The organism is Pseudomonas mandelii, from assembly GCF_900106065.1.
GTDB classification, from domain to species: Bacteria; Pseudomonadota; Gammaproteobacteria; order Pseudomonadales; family Pseudomonadaceae; genus Aquipseudomonas; species Aquipseudomonas mandelii.
In genome coordinates, this window is the sequence record NZ_LT629796.1 from 3,058,808 (window position 1) to 3,075,095 (window position 16,288).

The following is a 16,288-nucleotide window of genomic DNA, read 5'->3' on the forward strand; positions in this document are numbered from 1 at the left end:
ATTTTCCGCTCCATGAAAAAGGCCCGCAGCGCTAAAACGCGGCGGGCCCTTTTTGGAATTTGATCAATACGTTATGTGGTTAGTGGTTAGCCGCCAGGAATTCATCAGTGGAAATCACGCTCGCATAGGCGAAACCCAGGGCCGACATGAAGGCGGCGTGAACGTGGGCGGCGGGCACCGCAACGCCGTTGAATTCCAGATCGCGTGAGGCGCAGGCGTCGTGGATCACCGTGACGGTGTAGCCAAAGTCCGCGGCGGCGCGGGTGATGCCGTCCACACACATGTGGCTCATGCTGCCAACGACCACCAATTCCTTGATGCCTTGCTCGTCGAGGATCGATTTCAGTTCGGTTTCACGAAACGAGTTGACGAAGTGCTTGAGCACCACCGGCTCATCGGCACGGTTCAGAACTTTGGGGTGCAGCTTCGCGCCTTCGGAACCCGGGGTGAAGAAGGGGGCTTCTTCGGAGGTGAATTCGTGGCGGATGTGCACCACCGAATCACCCGCGTCGCGAAACGCTTTGAGCAGACGGGCGGCGTTGTCGGCGGCAGCGTCGGCGCCGACCAGCGGCCACTTGCCTTGAGGGAAGTAGTCGTTTTGGATATCAACTACGATGAGTGCTTGCTTGGCCATGCCTGATTCCTCGAAATGTGTGGGTTGGGCGTGGAAAGAAGTATTGTCTGTGGCAGGCCTTCCGAGGATTGGCCGCACCGACAATAGAAGGGGGAAAACTGACAATGGACGCAGAAAGGGCAATCGTCGAACTCGGCGTGCTGATTTATCCCGGCGCGCAGATGGCGGCGGTGCACGGGTTGACGGACCTGTTCGGGGTGGCGAACCGGATTGCCGCCGAGCATCAGGCTGCGCAATTGCCGCTGCTGCGGGTCAGCCATTGGCAAGTTGATGGCGAGCAGGCGCCCGAGCGGGTGTACGACAGTCATCCCGGGCCCGACCGCGCCTTGGTGGCGGTGTTGATTCCGCCATCGATTGCCGGATTTTCCGAAGGCCAGGCACCGCAGGCGTTGATCCACTGGATGCGTCAGCAACACGCCCGGGGCGCGACCCTCGGCGGCGTCTGCGTGGGCTCGATTCTACTGGCGGAAAGCGGCTTGCTTGACGGCCGCAGCGCCACCACCCACTGGACCTCGGCCAAAACCTTCGCCGAGCGTTACCCGGCCATCAAGCTCAAGGCGGATACCCCTATCGTCGACGACGGCGACCTGATCACCACCGCCGGGTTGATGGCCTGGTCCGAGTTGGGGTTGCGGCTGGTCGACCGCCTGCTCGGCCCGAGCATTGCCACCGGCACCGCGCGTTTTCTGGTGGTGGAACACAGCGACAGCGCGAGTGAGTGCGGCAGCAATTTTTCACCGATTCTCAGCCACGGCGATGCGGCGATTCTTAAGGTTCAGCACTGGCTGCAAAGCACCGGGGCCACCGATGTATCGCTGACGGCGATGGCCGAGCGGGCGGGGCTGGAAGAGCGCACGTTCCTGCGCCGTTTCCGTGCAGCGACCGGGTTGAAACCCACCGAGTACTGCCAGCATCTGCGGGTCGGCAAGGCTCGGGAAATGCTTGAATTCACCAACGGCACCATCGATCACATTGCGTGGACCGTGGGTTATCAAGACCCCAGTGCGTTTCGCGCGACCTTCAAGAAAATCACCGGGCTGGCGCCAAGTGATTACCGGGCGCGGTTTGGCGTGACGCCGGGTGCAGCTGTCGCGCGGTAGCCAGATCACCGCCAAGCCAAATGTGGGAGCGAGCCTGCTCGCGAAGGCGCAATGCCAGTGACTTAGATGCAGGCTGACCTACGCCGAATTCGCGAGCAGGCTCTCTCCCGCATTGGCTCAGTGCAAGGCCTGGGTCGTGCAAAATGCAGGGGTAGAAAAACCCTTCGTGCAGAATAAAACAGGCTCAGTGCCATCACTTTCGTAGCAACTGCCTGATTTGAAACCCTTTTCTATCCAACCCTCGATGGCTTGATCTCTGCACCCCTTCAACTACATTCATCAAAAGCCGATTGAAGGGGGACGCATGACCCCAACAAACCGCAAGAAACTGGTAGTCGCCCACTCAGTCCGCCCCGAGGCGCCCCAGCACGAAGTCGACACCAATCACGCGCTGGCCCGTTGGCTGGCGCACATCCTGGGGCTCAAGTTCGGTGGGAGCTACGACCCCGGACTTCACAAGGCCCGAGATCTTTATCTCTTGCCGACCCAGACCCTGGTCGGCGTCGCTGCCGCCCGGGCATTGGGCGTCACCGGGCCGGAAGATCTGTGGGGCGGTTATGTCGACCACGATTTCATCTGCACCAAAGCCATCAGCCACGGGTTGCGCAATCAACATGCGCACGCCCCGCAAGGCTGGTCTCCGTTGTTTTCCGAACGTGTGCGCAACGTCGTGCTCGATGGCCTCAGCGTGTTCTCGCTCGACGATGCGCGGCCGGCCGCAGAGCATTTGCTTTACACCGGCCCGATCCGCATCAAGCCGATTCATGCCTGCGCCGGACGTGGGCAGGAAGTGATCAAAAGCCTCGACCAGTTCGACGAAGTTCTGGCTCGCCCCGATGCCAGGGCACTGTTCAGCGAAGGCGTGGTGCTTGAACAGGATCTCGACAACGTCGTCACCCACAGTGTTGGCCAGAGTTTTATCGGCGATAAGGTGCTGAGTTATTGCGGTGATCAATACTTGACCGAAGACGGTCAGGGCGAGCAGGTTTATGGAGGTTCCAATCTGCTGGTGGTGCAGGGGTATTACGAAGACCTGCTGAAACTGGACCTGCCTGACGATGTGCAACTGGCGATCCGGCAAGCGCAAGTGTTCGACAGCGCCGCGGACGAGGCCTATCCCGGTTTTTACGCCTCGCGCCGCAACTATGACATCGCCCAAGGCCTGGACAGCAGTGGCAAACAGCGCAGCGGCGTGCTCGAACAGTCCTGGCGCATGGGCGGTGCCAGCAGCGCCGAAGTGGCCGCGTTGCAGAGCTTCGTCAACAACCCGGGGATGCGCGCGATTCGCGTGTCTTCAGTGGAAACCTACATCGACCAAGCGCTGCCGCCGGACGCCATTGAGGTGTATCGCGGGCCCGCGGAAAACAGTGACTTTCTTCTCAAGTACGTGACGGTCAAATCCTATGACGGCTAGAAGCGAAACCATTCAGATCGACATCGACGATGAACAGATGAGCGGGACCTTTCTGAGCCCCAAATCGAAAGTCCCCGGCGTGTTGTTTGTGCACGGTTGGGGCGGCAGCCAGGAGCGGGACCTGGAGCGGGCCAAAGGCATCGCCGGTCTGGGATGCGTGTGCCTGACGTTCGACTTGCGCGGGCACACCGGCGGCACCGGCATCCCGCTTACTCGCGTAACGCGCGAAGACAACCTGCGCGACCTGCTGGCGGCATACGACCGCTTGCTCGCCCACCCGGCGCTCGACACCTCCGCCATTGCGGTGGTCGGCACCAGTTATGGCGGTTATCTGGCCTCGATACTGACTTCATTGCGCCCGGTGCGCTGGCTGGCGCTGCGGGTGCCGGCGCTGTATCGCGACGATCAATGGCATACGCCCAAGCGTGAACTGGACAAGGCTGATTTGCGCGATTACCGCAACACGCTGGTACGCGCCGACAGCAATCGTGCGCTGCATGCGTGCTCGCAATTCACCGGGGATGTGCTGCTCGTGGAGTCCGAGACCGACGACTATGTGCCTCACGCGACGATCATGAGCTACCGCGCTGCGTGCCAGCAGACGCATTCGCTGACGCACCGGATCATTGACGGCGCCGACCACGCGTTGAGCGAGCCGGTGTCGCAACAGGCCTACACCTCGATCCTGGTGGACTGGATTACCGAGATGGTCGTGGGTGAGCGGTTGAGCATTATTCAGTCGAAATGAGTGGTGGGTTTGCGGACGCTTTCGAAGGCTTGCCCGCGAAAGCGTCATCCGCCTCCCCAACAATCTCAGGAAGGTTTCTTGGCAATCCGCAGCGACTTCGCCTTGGCCTCCACCACCAGATACATCACCAACGTAATCAGCAACGGCAAGATGAAATAGATCGCCCGATAAGCCAGCAATCCCGCCACCAGGCTTCCCCGCGACGCTTCATGTTGCAGCAGTGCCACAAACACCGCCTCCAGGACCCCAAGCCCGGCAGGAATATGGGTAATCACCCCGGCAATCGCACTGATCAGCAACACGCCCAGCACCAATGGGTAATCCAGCTTGTTAGGCAGCAACGTGAAGATCACCGCCGCCATCAGCGACCAGTTCAGCGCTCCGAGGGCCAGTTGCAGCATCGCCATGCGCAAGGACGGCAGGTTGATTTCCACCCCGCGTATCGCCCATTCCCGACGTTTGGAGAACTGGCACGCCGCCAGATATCCCGCGCTCACCAGGAGTAACAACACGCCCACAACTTGCAAGGCACCGCTGCTCAACTTCCAGCCCGGCGGCATTCTGACCAGTCCGCTGCTGAACACGGCGCCCGCAATCACCATGTAGCCGAACCAGTTGGTCGCCAGGCTCAGCCCGAGGATTTTCGCGATGTTGCTTTTGCTCACCCCTAGCCGCGAATACAGGCGATAACGCATGGCAATCCCGCCGACCCACGCGCTCAGGTTCAGGTTGAAGGCGTAGCTGATGATCCCCACCGGCAGGATCTGTTTCCAGGTCAGGTCCTGGCGGATGTAGGTGCGGCCGATCAGATCAAAACAGGCATACACCAGAAAACTCACCAGCGTCAGGCCGGACGCAATGATCAGCGTGCGCACCTTGAAATTGGCCAGGGTGTGGAACACTTCGTCCCATTCGATGCGCTGGGCAAGCATCGTCAGCAGCACGATCAGCGCCAGGAAAAACAGCATCGTCAGCGGTTTTTTCCAGCGGCTCCAGCGTGTCTTCTTTTCCGGGACAGGTGTTGTGCTGCCGTCTTGAGGTGCCGAGTGCGCTTCAACGCGGTTCATGGTGGTCACTCCCGGCCGGATGGGTGAAGGGTTTCAGGCGTGGTTTATGCGCAGGCAGCCAACCGGCCCATGCCGGGAAGTGACGCAGGAAGTGAAACACCAGAAAGCCGACGGTCATGTGCCAGATCCTTCCGCGCGGCGACGTGTCCGCTGACATGGCTTTGCAGTGGTTATTGCTCAGCACCTCAAGCCGTTCGAACAGATCTTGGTTGAAGGCTCGGTCGCGGATCAACACGTTGGCTTCCAGGTTCATCGACAGGCTTAACGGGTCGAGATTGCTTGAGCCGACGGTGCTCCAGTCCTCATCCACCAGCGCGACTTTGCCGTGCAGCGGGCGTTCGCAATATTCGAAGATCTGCACGCCCGACTTGAGCAAATAGTCGTAGGTCATGCGCGCAGCCAGTTTGGCCACCATCATGTCCGGTTGCCCCTGCAGAATCAGGCGCACGTCGACGCCACGACGAGCGGCGTTGCGGATTTCGCGCAGCAAGCGGTAACCCGGAAAGAAATAGGCGTTGGCGATCACGACCCGGCGTTGGGCGCTTCGCAGCACCTGAAGGTAAACCTCTTCGATATCCGTCCGGTGGTCACCGTTGTCGCGGTACACCAGGCGAACCTGGCCGTCGTGGTCGCTGAAGGCCAGTTCCGAGCGTCGCTGCCGGCGGCGTTGCCACCAGTATTTGGCGCGGGCCGGGCGGCCACATTGCAGCAGCGCGAAGTGATGGATATCGGCCACCGCCGGGCCTTGCACTTCAACCGAGTAATCCTGCTTGGCCTCGGGGCCGAAATCGGCCAGATGGTCGGCGGAAAAGTTGATCCCGCCGATGAACGCGATCGTGCCGTCCACCACCACGATCTTGCGGTGCAGACGTCGGAACCAGTTGGTGCGGATCCCCAGAAGCTTGGGCGCCGGATCGAATATTTGCAGGCGAACGCCGGCCTCGCTCAACGTTGCGAGATAGCCGTTGCTCAACTCGCCACAGCCAAACCCGTCGAGGCTGACGGTGACCCGTACACCGCGTTGCGCGGCTTCGACCAGCACTTGCTGCAGCTCGTTGCCGACCTTGTCCTCGAACACAATGAAGGTTTCCAGGAGTATTTCAGTCTTGGCCTGGCGCATGGCTTCGAACACTCGCGGGAAATAGGCTTCGCCGTTTTCCAGCATTTCCACGAGGTTGTTGCCCTGCCAGCCGTATTCGACGTCGACCACGCCGGGCTCACGCACCGGCGGGGTAGTCGGCACGTGTTCAACGGTGGCTTTTTCCATCGGGGCGCTGCTCATAGCTCGATCTCCACCGACAGCGGTGCGTGGTCGGAAAGGTGTGACCAGGGACGTGCCGCCAGCACTTGCGGACGGCTGGCCTTGAGGTTGCGCACATAGATGCGGTCCAGGCGTAGCGCTGGGAGTCGCGCTGGAAAACTGCGCGCCGGTTTGCCGTGGTGCTCGGCGAATACCTCGCGCAGGCCACAGGGCTTGAGCAACGCATCGGCACGCTGGCGCCAGTCGTTGAAGTCGCCGGCGACAATCACCGGGGCGTCGACCGGAAGGTCTTCGAGGCGTCGCGCCAGCAACTTCAGTTGTTCCGTGCGGTGGCTCTCACGCAGCCCCAGATGCACGCAAATGGCGTGCACTTCCAGGCCATCGCCCGGCAGGCGCAGCACGCAATGCAGGATGCCGCGGTTCTCATGGCCGCTGATCGATACGTCGAGGTTGTCATGGCGAATGATCTGGAACTTCGACAGCAGCGCATTACCGTGATCACCCGCCGGGTACACCGCGTTACGGCCGTAGGCAAATTGTGGCCACAGGGTGTCGGCGAGGAATTCGTACTGCGGCATCGTCGGCCAGTTGTCGTACCGCTGCGGATGGTCTTCGTGGGTGCCGTGGACTTCCTGCAAAAACACCACATCGGCAGACACACTGCGTACCGCTTCGCGCAATTCCGGCAGGATGAAACGCCGATTGAGCGCGGTGAACCCCTTGTGGGTGTTGACCGTCAGTACGGTGAAACGGCGCACGGCGGTGATGACGGGTTGCTGTTCGTCGGTACTGCCGACCGGTTCGGAAATACTCATGACAGCACTCCTTCGGCGACCGGTTCACCGGGACGGGTGGCGAGGTCTTTGTCGAGGTGGAAGTGCTCAAGCAAACGCCGCGCATCGAAAGGCGCGCGGACTTTGATGTCGTTGTCGAAATAGCAGAACACTTCCCGGGACTTGCGTGCTTTCGGCTTTTGCCCAGGTGCAATCAGCTGCGGATCGGCCGGTTGCTGGCCATGGTTCCAGGCGTCGATCCGTTCGCCCCAGCGTTCCAGCGCCTCAGGGGTGTAGCCGCTGGCATAGAGTTCTTCGGCACCGTGCAGGCGCAGATAGACGAAATCACTGGTGACGTCTTCGCGGTACGGCCATTTTCCGGCGGTATCGGCGATAACCAAGGCCACGTTGTAGCGCTTGAGCAGGCGCACGAACGCTGGATCAATAAAGCTCTCGTTTCTGATTTCAACGGCGTGGCGCAGGGGCTTTTTCTTGTACGCCTTCATGCTGGCGGGGCCGTGCAGGTGCGAATCGTGCTGGCGGGCGAGGGCGGCTGCTTGCTGGGTGTCGTGGGGTAATTGCTTGAGGAAGCTTTCGAACAACTCGACATCGAATTTGAAGTTGGGCGGAAACTGCCAGAGGATCGGGCCGAGTTTCTCTTTCAGCTCCAGAATCCCGGAGGCAAAGAAATTCGCCAGCGGTGTATGAATGTCCCGCAGACGCTTGATGTGGGTGATGAAACGTGGGGCTTTGACGCTGAACACGAAGTCCGCCGGGGTTTCGGCGTACCATTGGGCGTAACGCTCAGGCCGTTGCAGGGCGTAAAACGATCCATTGATTTCGATGCTGTTGACCGCCCGGGACGCAAATTGCAATTCGCGCTTCTGGGTCAGCCCCTTCGGGTAGAAACCTCCCCGCCAGGGTGTGTAGCGCCAGCCTGAAATACCAATGTGAATCGCCGCCATATCGCCTCCCGTCTAATGGTCCTCGGTTGCCTCTGTCTTTTGATGACCGTGGGGCAACCGAGAAAGTTTCGACGGGGCTACGGACGGTGTGCGTTCCGGAAAACCATACCGACCTTCTGTGGGGTTAGTGTCCGGCGACGATGCGGGTCGTGCTTTCGGCGTAGACCGGGCCGAGTCGGTCAAGACGTCCACTCCACGCTGTCAGCGCCAAGGCCGCCAACACCACCAGCCCGCCAATCCAGGCGGTATGGATCAGGCCCATGTGAGCCACGATCAAGCCGCCACCCCACGCGCCACCGGCAATGCCAAGGTTGAAGGCCGCGATGTTCAGCCCCGACGCCACGTCCACCGCATGCGGGGTGTGATGTTCGGCTTGACGCACCACATAGACTTGCAGCCCCGGCACGTTACCGAACGCGACTGCGCCCCAGACCAGCACGGTAGCCAGCGCCAGCCATGGGTTGCCAGCGGTAAAGGTCAACACGAACAGCACCGCCGCGAGCAAGGCGAAGATGATTTTCAGGGCGCTGATCGGGCCGCGCTTGTCCGCCAGTTTGCCGCCCCAGATGTTGCCGACCGCCACCGAGATGCCGTAGACCAGCAACACCAGGCTGACCGTGCTGGCGCTGAAGCCGGAGATGTCCTGGAGAATCGGCGCCAGGAAGGTAAAAGCGATGAACGAGCCGCCGTAACCGACCGCGGTCATGGCGTACACCAGCAGCAGACGTGGCTGCTTGAGCACCTGCAATTGCTGCAACAGCGAAGCCGGTTTGCTGTGGGCGATGTTTTTCGGCACGTAGAGCAGGCTGCCGATAAAGGCGATCACGCCCAAGGCGGACACGGCGAGGAAGGTTTCACGCCAGCCGAAATGCTGACCGATGAAGGTTCCCAGCGGTACGCCGGTGACCAGCGCCACGGTCAGGCCGGTGAACATGATAGCGATCGCACTGGCGGCTTTTTCCTTTGGCACCAGGCTGGTGGCGATGGTCGAGCCAATCGAGAAAAACACCCCGTGGGCGAGGCCGGTGACGATCCGCGCCAGGATCAGTGATTCGTAGCCGGGGGCTTTCCAGGCCAGCAGGTTGCCAAGGGTGAACAGCACCATCAGCGACAACAGCAGCAATTTGCGCGGGACTTTGCCGGTGAGGGCGGTCAGCACCGGGGCGCCAATGGCGACGCCCAGGGCGTAGAGACTGACCAGCAGGCCGGCGGACGGCAGGCTGACGCCGAGGTCGGCGCCGATGGTGGGTAACAGGCCAACGATGACGAACTCGGTCGTCCCGATGGCGAAGGCGCTGAGGGTCAGCGCGAGCAAGGCAATGGGCATGACTGCAACTCCGGTGGGTTTGATTGATGGAGCGCAGTGTCGGGGTTTGGGTTGTGCGGAAAAATAGAGGGGTGGGCATTTGATATTTGCGTGCAGGTCAAATATCTCGCGGGCAAATGAAACCCTGTGGCGAGGGAGCTTGCTCCCGCTCGGCTGCGCAGCAGTCGCAAATGCCATATCGCATGCTGTATCTGAGGAGCCAGGTTTGCAGGTTTTTGGGGGGCGCTTCGCACCCCAGCGGGAACAAGCTCCCTCGCCATAGGGGAACTTGCTGGCCGTTATCTCGGGGTGAAAACCGAACTTGCCCGCCATTTCCCGATCAGTTCCTTACAGACCCTTCCCAAGGAGCTTCCCGTTTTGCTCAAGTTCAAGACCGCGATACTGCTGGGGGCGTTGCTGTTTCTGGGCAGCAACGAGTTGGAAGCCGTCACGCTGCCGGGTGTTCCCGCCGCTGCCGAGGAGCCTGCTACGCCTGAACCGTTGGTCCAGGGCGGCCTGCTCGGGGCCATCAGCTCCAGCATCGACGACGTTCAGGACAAGCTCGACCTCAACGAAGACCTGGTCGATGCCTGGCGCCTGCGGGCGGACCGGGCGGCGAATGAGGTGGACAAACTGGTCAATCGACCTTCTAACCGTTCCGGCTGGAGCGTGATTGGCGACTTCCTGATGTTGTCCGGCGTCTGGCTCGGCAGCTTTGCCTTGCTCACCGTGCTCGGTGGGATACTCGCCAAACGCTTGAACCAGGGCCGCTTTCTGCGAACCCGCCAGCGCAGTCAGGATCTGCTCAATTATGTGTTGCCTTACACGCTACCGGCCCTGATCTGCTTGCCGTTGACCCTTTACGTCAGCCATTTCCTGCCTGCCTCGGTGGGCCGTGCGCTGGCGCTGTGTTTCGCCTACGCCACCAGCAGCGGCATTTTTTCGACCTCGATGCTGCTCTGCGTGATTGTCATGTTCAACACCGGCCACAAGCGCACGGCGGTGCAGATCATCCGCGATTTCTGCCCACGACCGCTGTTCCTGATCGGTTTCCTTGCCGCGCTCAGCGATGCGCTGACCAGCCCGCAGATCGCCCGGCAACTGGGCGGTAACATCACCAGCAGCGCTGCCGTGCTCACCGGTTTTTTCGTCTCGATCATCTTCGGCTTATTGGTGATTCGATTGAGGCGCCCGGTGGCGCATCTGATCCGTAACCGGCCCTTGGCCCAGCGCCTCAAACAGCCGTCGCTGCAGGAATCCCTGCGGATCTTTTCCGGGCTCTGGTACTGGCCGATCCTGCTGATGGTGATGGTTTCGGCGATCAACCTGCTCGGCGTCGGCGATGACAATCAGAAGGCGCTGCGCTGTGCGTTGTTCACCACTATCCTGCTGATCGCCACGGTGTTTCTCAGCACGATTTTCCAGCACATGTTCAAGTCGCGCCAGGTTGAAGCGATCCAGCGCAGCAGCGCTTACAAGGAGCGTTTTCTCAGTCTGCTGCATGCGCTGCTACGAATCATCATGGCCGTGGCTTTCATCGAAATCCTTGGGCGGATCTGGGGCGTGTCGCTGTTCGAATTCGCCGAGCAAAACAAGGTAGGGCGGGCGATCAGTGATTCGTTGAGCAGCATGGGGCTGATCTTTCTGGTGACCTGGTTGCTGTGGGTGGTGCTCGATACGGCGATCCAGGAAGCGCTGAAACCGCCGGTCAACAAACGCACGACGCAGCCGAGTACGCGGGTCAAAACCATCCTGCCGCTGCTGCGCAACGCGATCAAAATCATCCTGGTGGTGATCTGCGCAATTACCACCATGGCCAACCTTGGGATCAACGTTGCGCCGTTGCTGGCGGGTGCCGGCGTGGTCGGCCTGGCCATCGGTTTTGGTTCGCAGCAATTGGTGCAGGACGTGATCACCGGGTTGTTCATCATCATCGAAGACACGCTGTCGATCGGCGACTGGGTGGTGCTCGACTCCGGCCATGCCGGGACGGTCGAAGGCCTGACCATCCGCACCTTGCGCCTGCGGGACGGTAAGGGTTTCGTGCACTCGGTGCCGTTCGGGCAGATCAAGGCCGTGACCAACCAATCGCGGCAGTTTGCCTATGCGTTTTTCTCGGTGCAGTTCACCTACGACACCGATGTCGACAAAGCGATCGAACTGATCCGTGAGGCGGGGGATTCGATCCGCGAGGACGCGTTTCTCAAGTACAACCTGCAAGGGCCGCTGGATGTGTTTGGCGTCGACAAAATGGACCTCAACGGCGTGGTGCTGACGGCGCAGTTCCGCACGGTGTCGGGTGGGCAATATGCGGTGAGCCGGGCATTTAACCAACGGTTGAAGAAGCTTGTGGATAACAGCCCGTGCGTGCATTTCGCGCAGACTTATCCACAGCAGGTTTTGATGCCGAGGCAGGCGATGGCCGGGCAGGAAGACGACGGGCCGGCGCCGGAGAATTCGCCGGTGTTGTTACCGGATCAGCCGCGTACTCAATAACACCGCAAACCTTGTAGGCGCGAGGCTTGCCCGCGAAGGGCGCACCGCGGTGTATCAGTAGAACCGTGTCTTCGTTCTTCGCGGGCAAGCCTCGCTCCTACAGGGGATTGTGGCGGATAAGCTTGTTGTGTAATTCAGCAGCTGATTGCTGATCCAGCTCCACCCAGAAAACCTGCTTCCCAGCGATTTCGGCGGCAGCCGGAAGACCATCCCGATACACCAATCGATTACTCGCCAACGCCGGCACCTTCGCTCCGGGCAGTAGCGTCCCGGCAAGGTTCAGCGGATCAACCCCGCATACCGCGATCAAACTCCCGTCATGCGGTCGGCGCCGGACTTCGCGCAGCAATGGAATGGCCTCAGGCAACGCAAATTGCTCGCCAGCCAAACCGCTGACAAACCGTCCACCGCGAATCTCCCCCCTAGCCTCCAGCCTATGGAACGTGCGCAGCAATTCCCGCCAACTCGGCAACCAATCCGCTTCCCGTTCCAGCAAGCGCCAGAACACCACGCCGTAGCGTCTCAGCAACGTCATGGCGATGTGTTCCAGGGTGTCGCTCGGCGTCGGCGTCGGGCGTTTGTTATCCACAACCGGCGCGGCAGGACCACGTCGCAGCAAGGCCCAGCGCCCGGCATCGTCCATCCCGCCGACAAACGCCCCACGCCCACGTCGGCTGCTGCGGTTCTGTCGCTTGCTGGCCGGGGTGATCAGCGCTCGCAGGCCGGCGAAACTGTCGGCGTTCACCAGTCCGGCGCCGACCAGTTCCTGCAAGGCGATTTCCAGCTCGGTGCGCAGCAGGTGCGCCTCGTGAATCAGCTCATCGAAAAACAGCGCGCCATGTTGGCTGAGTGCTTCGTAGACCTTTTGCGTCTTGGGCGACAGTTCGCTGACCGGGGTCTGCTCGGTCAGGCTGCTCCACAACCCGACCTGGCTGCGCGGTAGCAGCAGAATCGGTGTACTGCGCAACGCCGTGCCGGCCGTCTTGTTGCGCGCGGTCAGGCGGGTCCAGACCAGCTTGCCGCTGCGGCACAGGTCGTCCAGCCAACTTGCCGAATAGCCTTTGATCCGCATCGGCAGAATGTCGCTGTCCCAGGCTGAAGCGGCAGCGGGATAGCCTTCGAACTGCGCGACGATGGCCGGCAGCACCGCGTTGCCCTGGCCTTGCGTCGCGGCGGACAAGTGCTGCCAGTCGAACAGAAAGCGCATGAAATCCTGCAACGCCACCGGTTCGATTTCCCGTCGCAGACGCTTGACCGTGTAGCGATGAATCCGCGCCAGCAGGTGCCGCTCACACCATTCGTCCTCAGTGGCGCCAGGGGTGAATTGACCACGCAGCACATAACCTTCGCGCTCCAGTTGCGCCAGCGCTTGGGTGACTTCAATGGCCGGCAATCCCAAAGGTTCGGCAATCGCTTGCAACGGCAGTGGGCCAAACGCACTGAGCCGCGCGCGAATCACTTCCAGCACGGCTTCGTCCGTTTCCCAGACCTCATCGAATCCCGGTAGCGCCTCCAGCGGAGGCAGCCAATCTGCCTGTGGATAAATCGCCCGCAGGCAGGTCAGACGCTCCAACGCCAACCACAGCGATTGCCCGGCATTGAGCTGCAAACGGCTGGTGCGACCGCTTGCAGCGAGGACGTTGAGCCAGTCGAGCCAATGCGCATTGGCCTGTGCCTCGGCATCGGTGATGCACGCCAGGCTCATCAAGGCTTCGTGCATTTCATCGACGCCCGTCGGGGCTGGCCAGGCTTCGTCGCGCACCGCTTGAATCGCTTCGGCATCCAGCGCACCGAGGTCGTCGGTGGACTGCGGGTCGGTCCAGCGCCGGTTGAGCACCGCTTGGGTGCGGCGTTCTTCCAGCGGCGCATCGTCGAGAAAGGTATAGGGGCGGGCGCTGAGGATTTCTGCTGCCAGCGGCGAGGGCGCCGGCAAATCGCGGCTGATCAGTCGGACGTCGCCGCTTTCCATACGCCGCAACAACGCCAGCCAGCCTTCGCTGTCCATGGCCTCGTGCAGGCAATCGTCGAGGGTTTGCTCCACCAGCGGATGCTCGGGCACTTCGCGTTCACCGGCGAGGTTTTCCACGCAGGCAATCTGATCGGGAAACACGCTGGCGATCAGGTCTTCGCTTTTCATGCGCTGGATCTGCGGCGCGACTTTGCGCCCTCCGGTGTAACGCGGCAGCGCCAGTGCGACCCCGGCGTTCCAGCGCCAGCGCACGCCGAACAGCGGCGCATCGAGTATCGCCTGGATCAGCAGGTGCTCGGCGGTGTTGCTGTGAACATAGCGCCAGACGTCGTCGAGTTCGAAGCTGTGGCTGGTGGACAGCGACAGCACGATTGCGTCTTCGCTGGCGGCGGCCTGCAATTCGAAGTTGAAGGTGCGGCAGAACCGCTTGCGCAAGGCCAGTCCCCAGGCGCGGTTGATGCGACTGCCGAACGGCGAGTGGATGATCAGTTGTGTGCCGCCGGATTCGTCGAAAAACCGTTCCATCAGCAGCGTGTCTTGCGAGGGCAGGGCGCCCAATGTCAGGCGTGCGCGGGCCAGGTAATCCACCAGTTGCTCGGCGCTGGCGAGGTTCAGGCCGAGGGTGTCGGTCAGCCAGTCGATGGCCGGTTGCAAGTTACCCGGTGTGGCGCCGAGCAGGTCATCGAGCTGCGCTTGCAGGCGCGCGACGGCGAATGACAATTCAGCGCTGCGTCCCGGTGCTTCCCCAAGCCAGAACGGAATGGTCGGCGGCTGGCCCTGAGCATCTTCGACCCGGACCTTGCCGGTTTCGACGCGCAGGATCCGGTACGACGTATTGCCCAACTGGAAGATATCCCCGGCGATGCTTTCCACGGCAAAGTCTTCGTTGACACTGCCGATGTTCAGCCCCTGAGGCTCCAGCAGCACGCTGTAATCGGCGTTGTCCGGAATCGTTCCGCCGCTGGTCACCGCCGTCAGTTTGCTGCCCCGACGACCGCGCAACGTGCGGGTCACGGCGTCGCGGTGCAGGTAGGCGCTGCGAATCCCCTGGCGACCGTTGTAGCCCTCGGCGAGCATATTCAGCAGCGCCTGGTAATGCTTTTCGTCGAGGTCGGCGTAGGGCGAGGCTTTGCGGAACATCTCCAGTAAGGCCTGCTCCTGCCATTCCTGGCAGCTGACTTCGGCGATGATCTGCTGCGCCAAGACATCCAGCGGCGCCTTGGGAATCTGCAGGGTGTCGAGTTCGCCACGGCGCACGCAGTCGAGCAGGGCGGCGCATTCGATCAAGTCATCGCGGGTGGTGGCGAACAAACGGCCCTTGGGCGTGCCGCCGACCTGGTGCCCGGAGCGGCCGACCCGTTGCAGAAAACTGGCAATCGAGCGCGGCGAGGCGATCTGGCACACCAGGTCGACGTCGCCTATGTCGATCCCCAGCTCCAGCGAGGCCGTGGCGATCAGCACTTGCAGCTCGCCGCGCTTGAGCCGCTGTTCCGCGTCGAGGCGAAACTCCTTGGCCAGGCTGCCGTGGTGCGCGGCGACGGCCTCCTTGCCGAGGCGTTCGCTCAAGTGCCGGCTCAAGCGTTCGGCCAGGCGTCGGGTGTTGACGAAAATCAGCGTGGTGCGGTGTTCGCGGGCAAGGGCAGCGAGGCGGTCGTAGACCCGTTCCCAGACATCGTTGGCCATCACTGCCGAGAGCGGCACTGGCGGCACTTCGATGTCCAGATCCCGTGGGCGGGCGTGGCCGATGTCGATGATTTCGCACTCGCGGTCACGGCCCACAAGGAAGCGCGAGACCGCTTCGATGGGTTTTTGCGTGGCAGACAGGCCTATCCGCATCAGCGGGACCGCGCACAGCGCCTGCAATCGTTCGAGGCTCAAGGCCAGATGGCTGCCGCGTTTGCTGGCGGCGATGGCGTGGATTTCGTCGACGATTACCGTGCGCGTGGTGCCGAGCATCTGCCGGCCGGAGTCGGAACCGAGCAGCACGTAAAGGGATTCCGGGGTGGTCACCAGAATATGCGGCGCTGTTCGGCGCATGGCCGAGCGGTCTTTTTGCGGCGTATCGCCGGTGCGCACGGCGGTGTTGATCTGCAATTCGGGCAGACCCATGACGCGCAATTGCTCGGTGATGCCGGCCAGCGGGTTTTGCAGGTTGATCTGGATGTCGTTGGACAGGGCTTTGAGCGGTGAGACGTAGACCACCAGGGTTTCGTCGGGCAACCCGCCTTCATTTTCCAGGCCGCGATGGACCAGGTCGTCGATGACCGCGAGGAAGGCCGTGAGGGTTTTGCCGGACCCGGTGGGCGCGGCGATCAGGGTCGAGCGGTGCTGGCGGATCAACGGCCACGCCCGGGCCTGGGCGGCGGTGACCGTCGGGAAGGTATTGCTGAACCAGGCGCTGACGGCGGGGTGGAAGCCTGCCAGGGCCGCGTCCGTGGGGATGGGCAGATTCATTGGGTAATTTATGCGGGTGGGGGACTGAAGATGCAAGTACCGCTCAAGACCTTCATTGTTTCCAATGGCCTCATCGCGAGCAGGTTCGCTCCCACATTGGA

Annotated in this window: 11 protein-coding genes; 4 read left to right on the top strand and 7 right to left on the bottom strand. The window is 61.7% G+C overall.

The annotated features are described in order from the left end of the window. Positions 1 to 79 precede the first annotated feature (79 nt). Complete coding sequence (locus tag BLU63_RS14000; protein WP_083375652.1) at positions 80 to 634, bottom strand: cysteine hydrolase family protein; 555 nt, start codon at positions 632 to 634, stop codon at positions 80 to 82. Between the two features lie 104 nt (positions 635 to 738). Here BLU63_RS14000 and BLU63_RS14005 point away from each other — a divergent pair, with 104 nt between their 5' ends. The 3 genes from BLU63_RS14005 to BLU63_RS14015 all read left to right on the top strand — a co-directional run bounded on the left by BLU63_RS14005 (position 739) and on the right by BLU63_RS14015 (position 3,896). After that, positions 739 to 1,734 carry a GlxA family transcriptional regulator gene (locus tag BLU63_RS14005; RefSeq protein ID WP_083375653.1) on the top strand — a complete coding sequence of 332 codons (996 nt, stop codon included), beginning with the start codon at positions 739 to 741 and terminating at the stop codon, positions 1,732 to 1,734. Between the two features lie 304 nt (positions 1,735 to 2,038). Further along, positions 2,039 to 3,148: a DUF3182 family protein gene (locus BLU63_RS14010; RefSeq protein WP_083375654.1), complete on the top strand. Its 1,110-nt coding sequence runs from the start codon at positions 2,039 to 2,041 to the stop codon at positions 3,146 to 3,148. Beyond that, positions 3,138 to 3,896, top strand: a complete 759-nt coding sequence (locus BLU63_RS14015) for an alpha/beta hydrolase family protein (protein WP_010467301.1) — start codon at positions 3,138 to 3,140, stop codon at positions 3,894 to 3,896. Before BLU63_RS14010 ends, BLU63_RS14015 begins: the two co-directional genes overlap by 11 nt. Positions 3,897 to 3,961: 65 nt before the next feature. Here the strand turns inward: BLU63_RS14015 and BLU63_RS14020 are convergent, their stop codons facing one another. The 5 genes from BLU63_RS14020 to BLU63_RS14040 form a co-directional block, all read right to left on the bottom strand. Next, entirely contained in the window at positions 3,962 to 4,963 is a 1,002-nt protein-coding gene (locus BLU63_RS14020) for a lysylphosphatidylglycerol synthase domain-containing protein (RefSeq protein WP_083375655.1), read from the bottom strand. Then, positions 4,950 to 6,245 carry a cardiolipin synthase ClsB gene (gene clsB / locus BLU63_RS14025; protein WP_083375656.1) on the bottom strand — a complete coding sequence of 432 codons (1,296 nt, stop codon included), beginning with the start codon at positions 6,243 to 6,245 and terminating at the stop codon, positions 4,950 to 4,952. Before clsB ends, BLU63_RS14020 begins: the two co-directional genes overlap by 14 nt. Continuing rightward, a complete protein-coding gene (locus BLU63_RS14030) occupies positions 6,242 to 7,039 on the bottom strand; it encodes an endonuclease/exonuclease/phosphatase family protein (RefSeq protein WP_083375657.1) in 798 nt (265 codons plus the stop codon). The genes clsB and BLU63_RS14030 overlap by 4 nt, the downstream gene beginning before the upstream one ends. Further along, positions 7,036 to 7,962 (bottom strand): DUF72 domain-containing protein, encoded by a 927-nt coding sequence (locus BLU63_RS14035; protein ID WP_010467306.1) that lies wholly within the window; start codon positions 7,960 to 7,962, stop codon positions 7,036 to 7,038. Before BLU63_RS14035 ends, BLU63_RS14030 begins: the two co-directional genes overlap by 4 nt. A 124-nt stretch (positions 7,963 to 8,086) precedes the next feature. Beyond that, positions 8,087 to 9,289, bottom strand: a complete 1,203-nt coding sequence (locus BLU63_RS14040; RefSeq protein WP_077749244.1) for an MFS transporter — start codon at positions 9,287 to 9,289, stop codon at positions 8,087 to 8,089. A gap of 357 nt (positions 9,290 to 9,646) precedes the next feature. Here BLU63_RS14040 and BLU63_RS14045 point away from each other — a divergent pair, with 357 nt between their 5' ends. Next, the gene (locus BLU63_RS14045; RefSeq protein WP_010467308.1) at positions 9,647 to 11,764 is read left to right on the top strand and encodes a mechanosensitive ion channel domain-containing protein; all 2,118 of its coding nucleotides are present in this window, start codon (positions 9,647 to 9,649) and stop codon (positions 11,762 to 11,764) included. Positions 11,765 to 11,861: 97 nt separating this feature from the next. Here BLU63_RS14045 and BLU63_RS14050 read toward each other — a convergent pair whose 3' ends face one another. Continuing rightward, on the bottom strand, positions 11,862 to 16,187 hold the full coding sequence (locus tag BLU63_RS14050; RefSeq protein WP_083375658.1) for a DEAD/DEAH box helicase: 4,326 nt from the start codon (positions 16,185 to 16,187) through the stop codon (positions 11,862 to 11,864). Positions 16,188 to 16,288 lie beyond the last annotated feature (101 nt).

Coding starts and splice junctions, on each gene's coding strand:
- BLU63_RS14000 (WP_083375652.1), bottom strand. CDS start 634: ATGGCCAAGCAAGCACTCATCGTAGTTGATATCCAAAACGACTACTTC.
- BLU63_RS14005 (WP_083375653.1), top strand. CDS start 739: ATGGACGCAGAAAGGGCAATCGTCGAACTCGGCGTGCTGATTTATCCC.
- BLU63_RS14010 (WP_083375654.1), top strand. CDS start 2,039: ATGACCCCAACAAACCGCAAGAAACTGGTAGTCGCCCACTCAGTCCGC.
- BLU63_RS14015 (WP_010467301.1), top strand. CDS start 3,138: ATGACGGCTAGAAGCGAAACCATTCAGATCGACATCGACGATGAACAG.
- BLU63_RS14020 (WP_083375655.1), bottom strand. CDS start 4,963: ATGAACCGCGTTGAAGCGCACTCGGCACCTCAAGACGGCAGCACAACA.
- clsB (WP_083375656.1), bottom strand. CDS start 6,245: ATGAGCAGCGCCCCGATGGAAAAAGCCACCGTTGAACACGTGCCGACT.
- BLU63_RS14030 (WP_083375657.1), bottom strand. CDS start 7,039: ATGAGTATTTCCGAACCGGTCGGCAGTACCGACGAACAGCAACCCGTC.
- BLU63_RS14035 (WP_010467306.1), bottom strand. CDS start 7,962: ATGGCGGCGATTCACATTGGTATTTCAGGCTGGCGCTACACACCCTGG.
- BLU63_RS14040 (WP_077749244.1), bottom strand. CDS start 9,289: ATGCCCATTGCCTTGCTCGCGCTGACCCTCAGCGCCTTCGCCATCGGG.
- BLU63_RS14050 (WP_083375658.1), bottom strand. CDS start 16,187: ATGAATCTGCCCATCCCCACGGACGCGGCCCTGGCAGGCTTCCACCCC.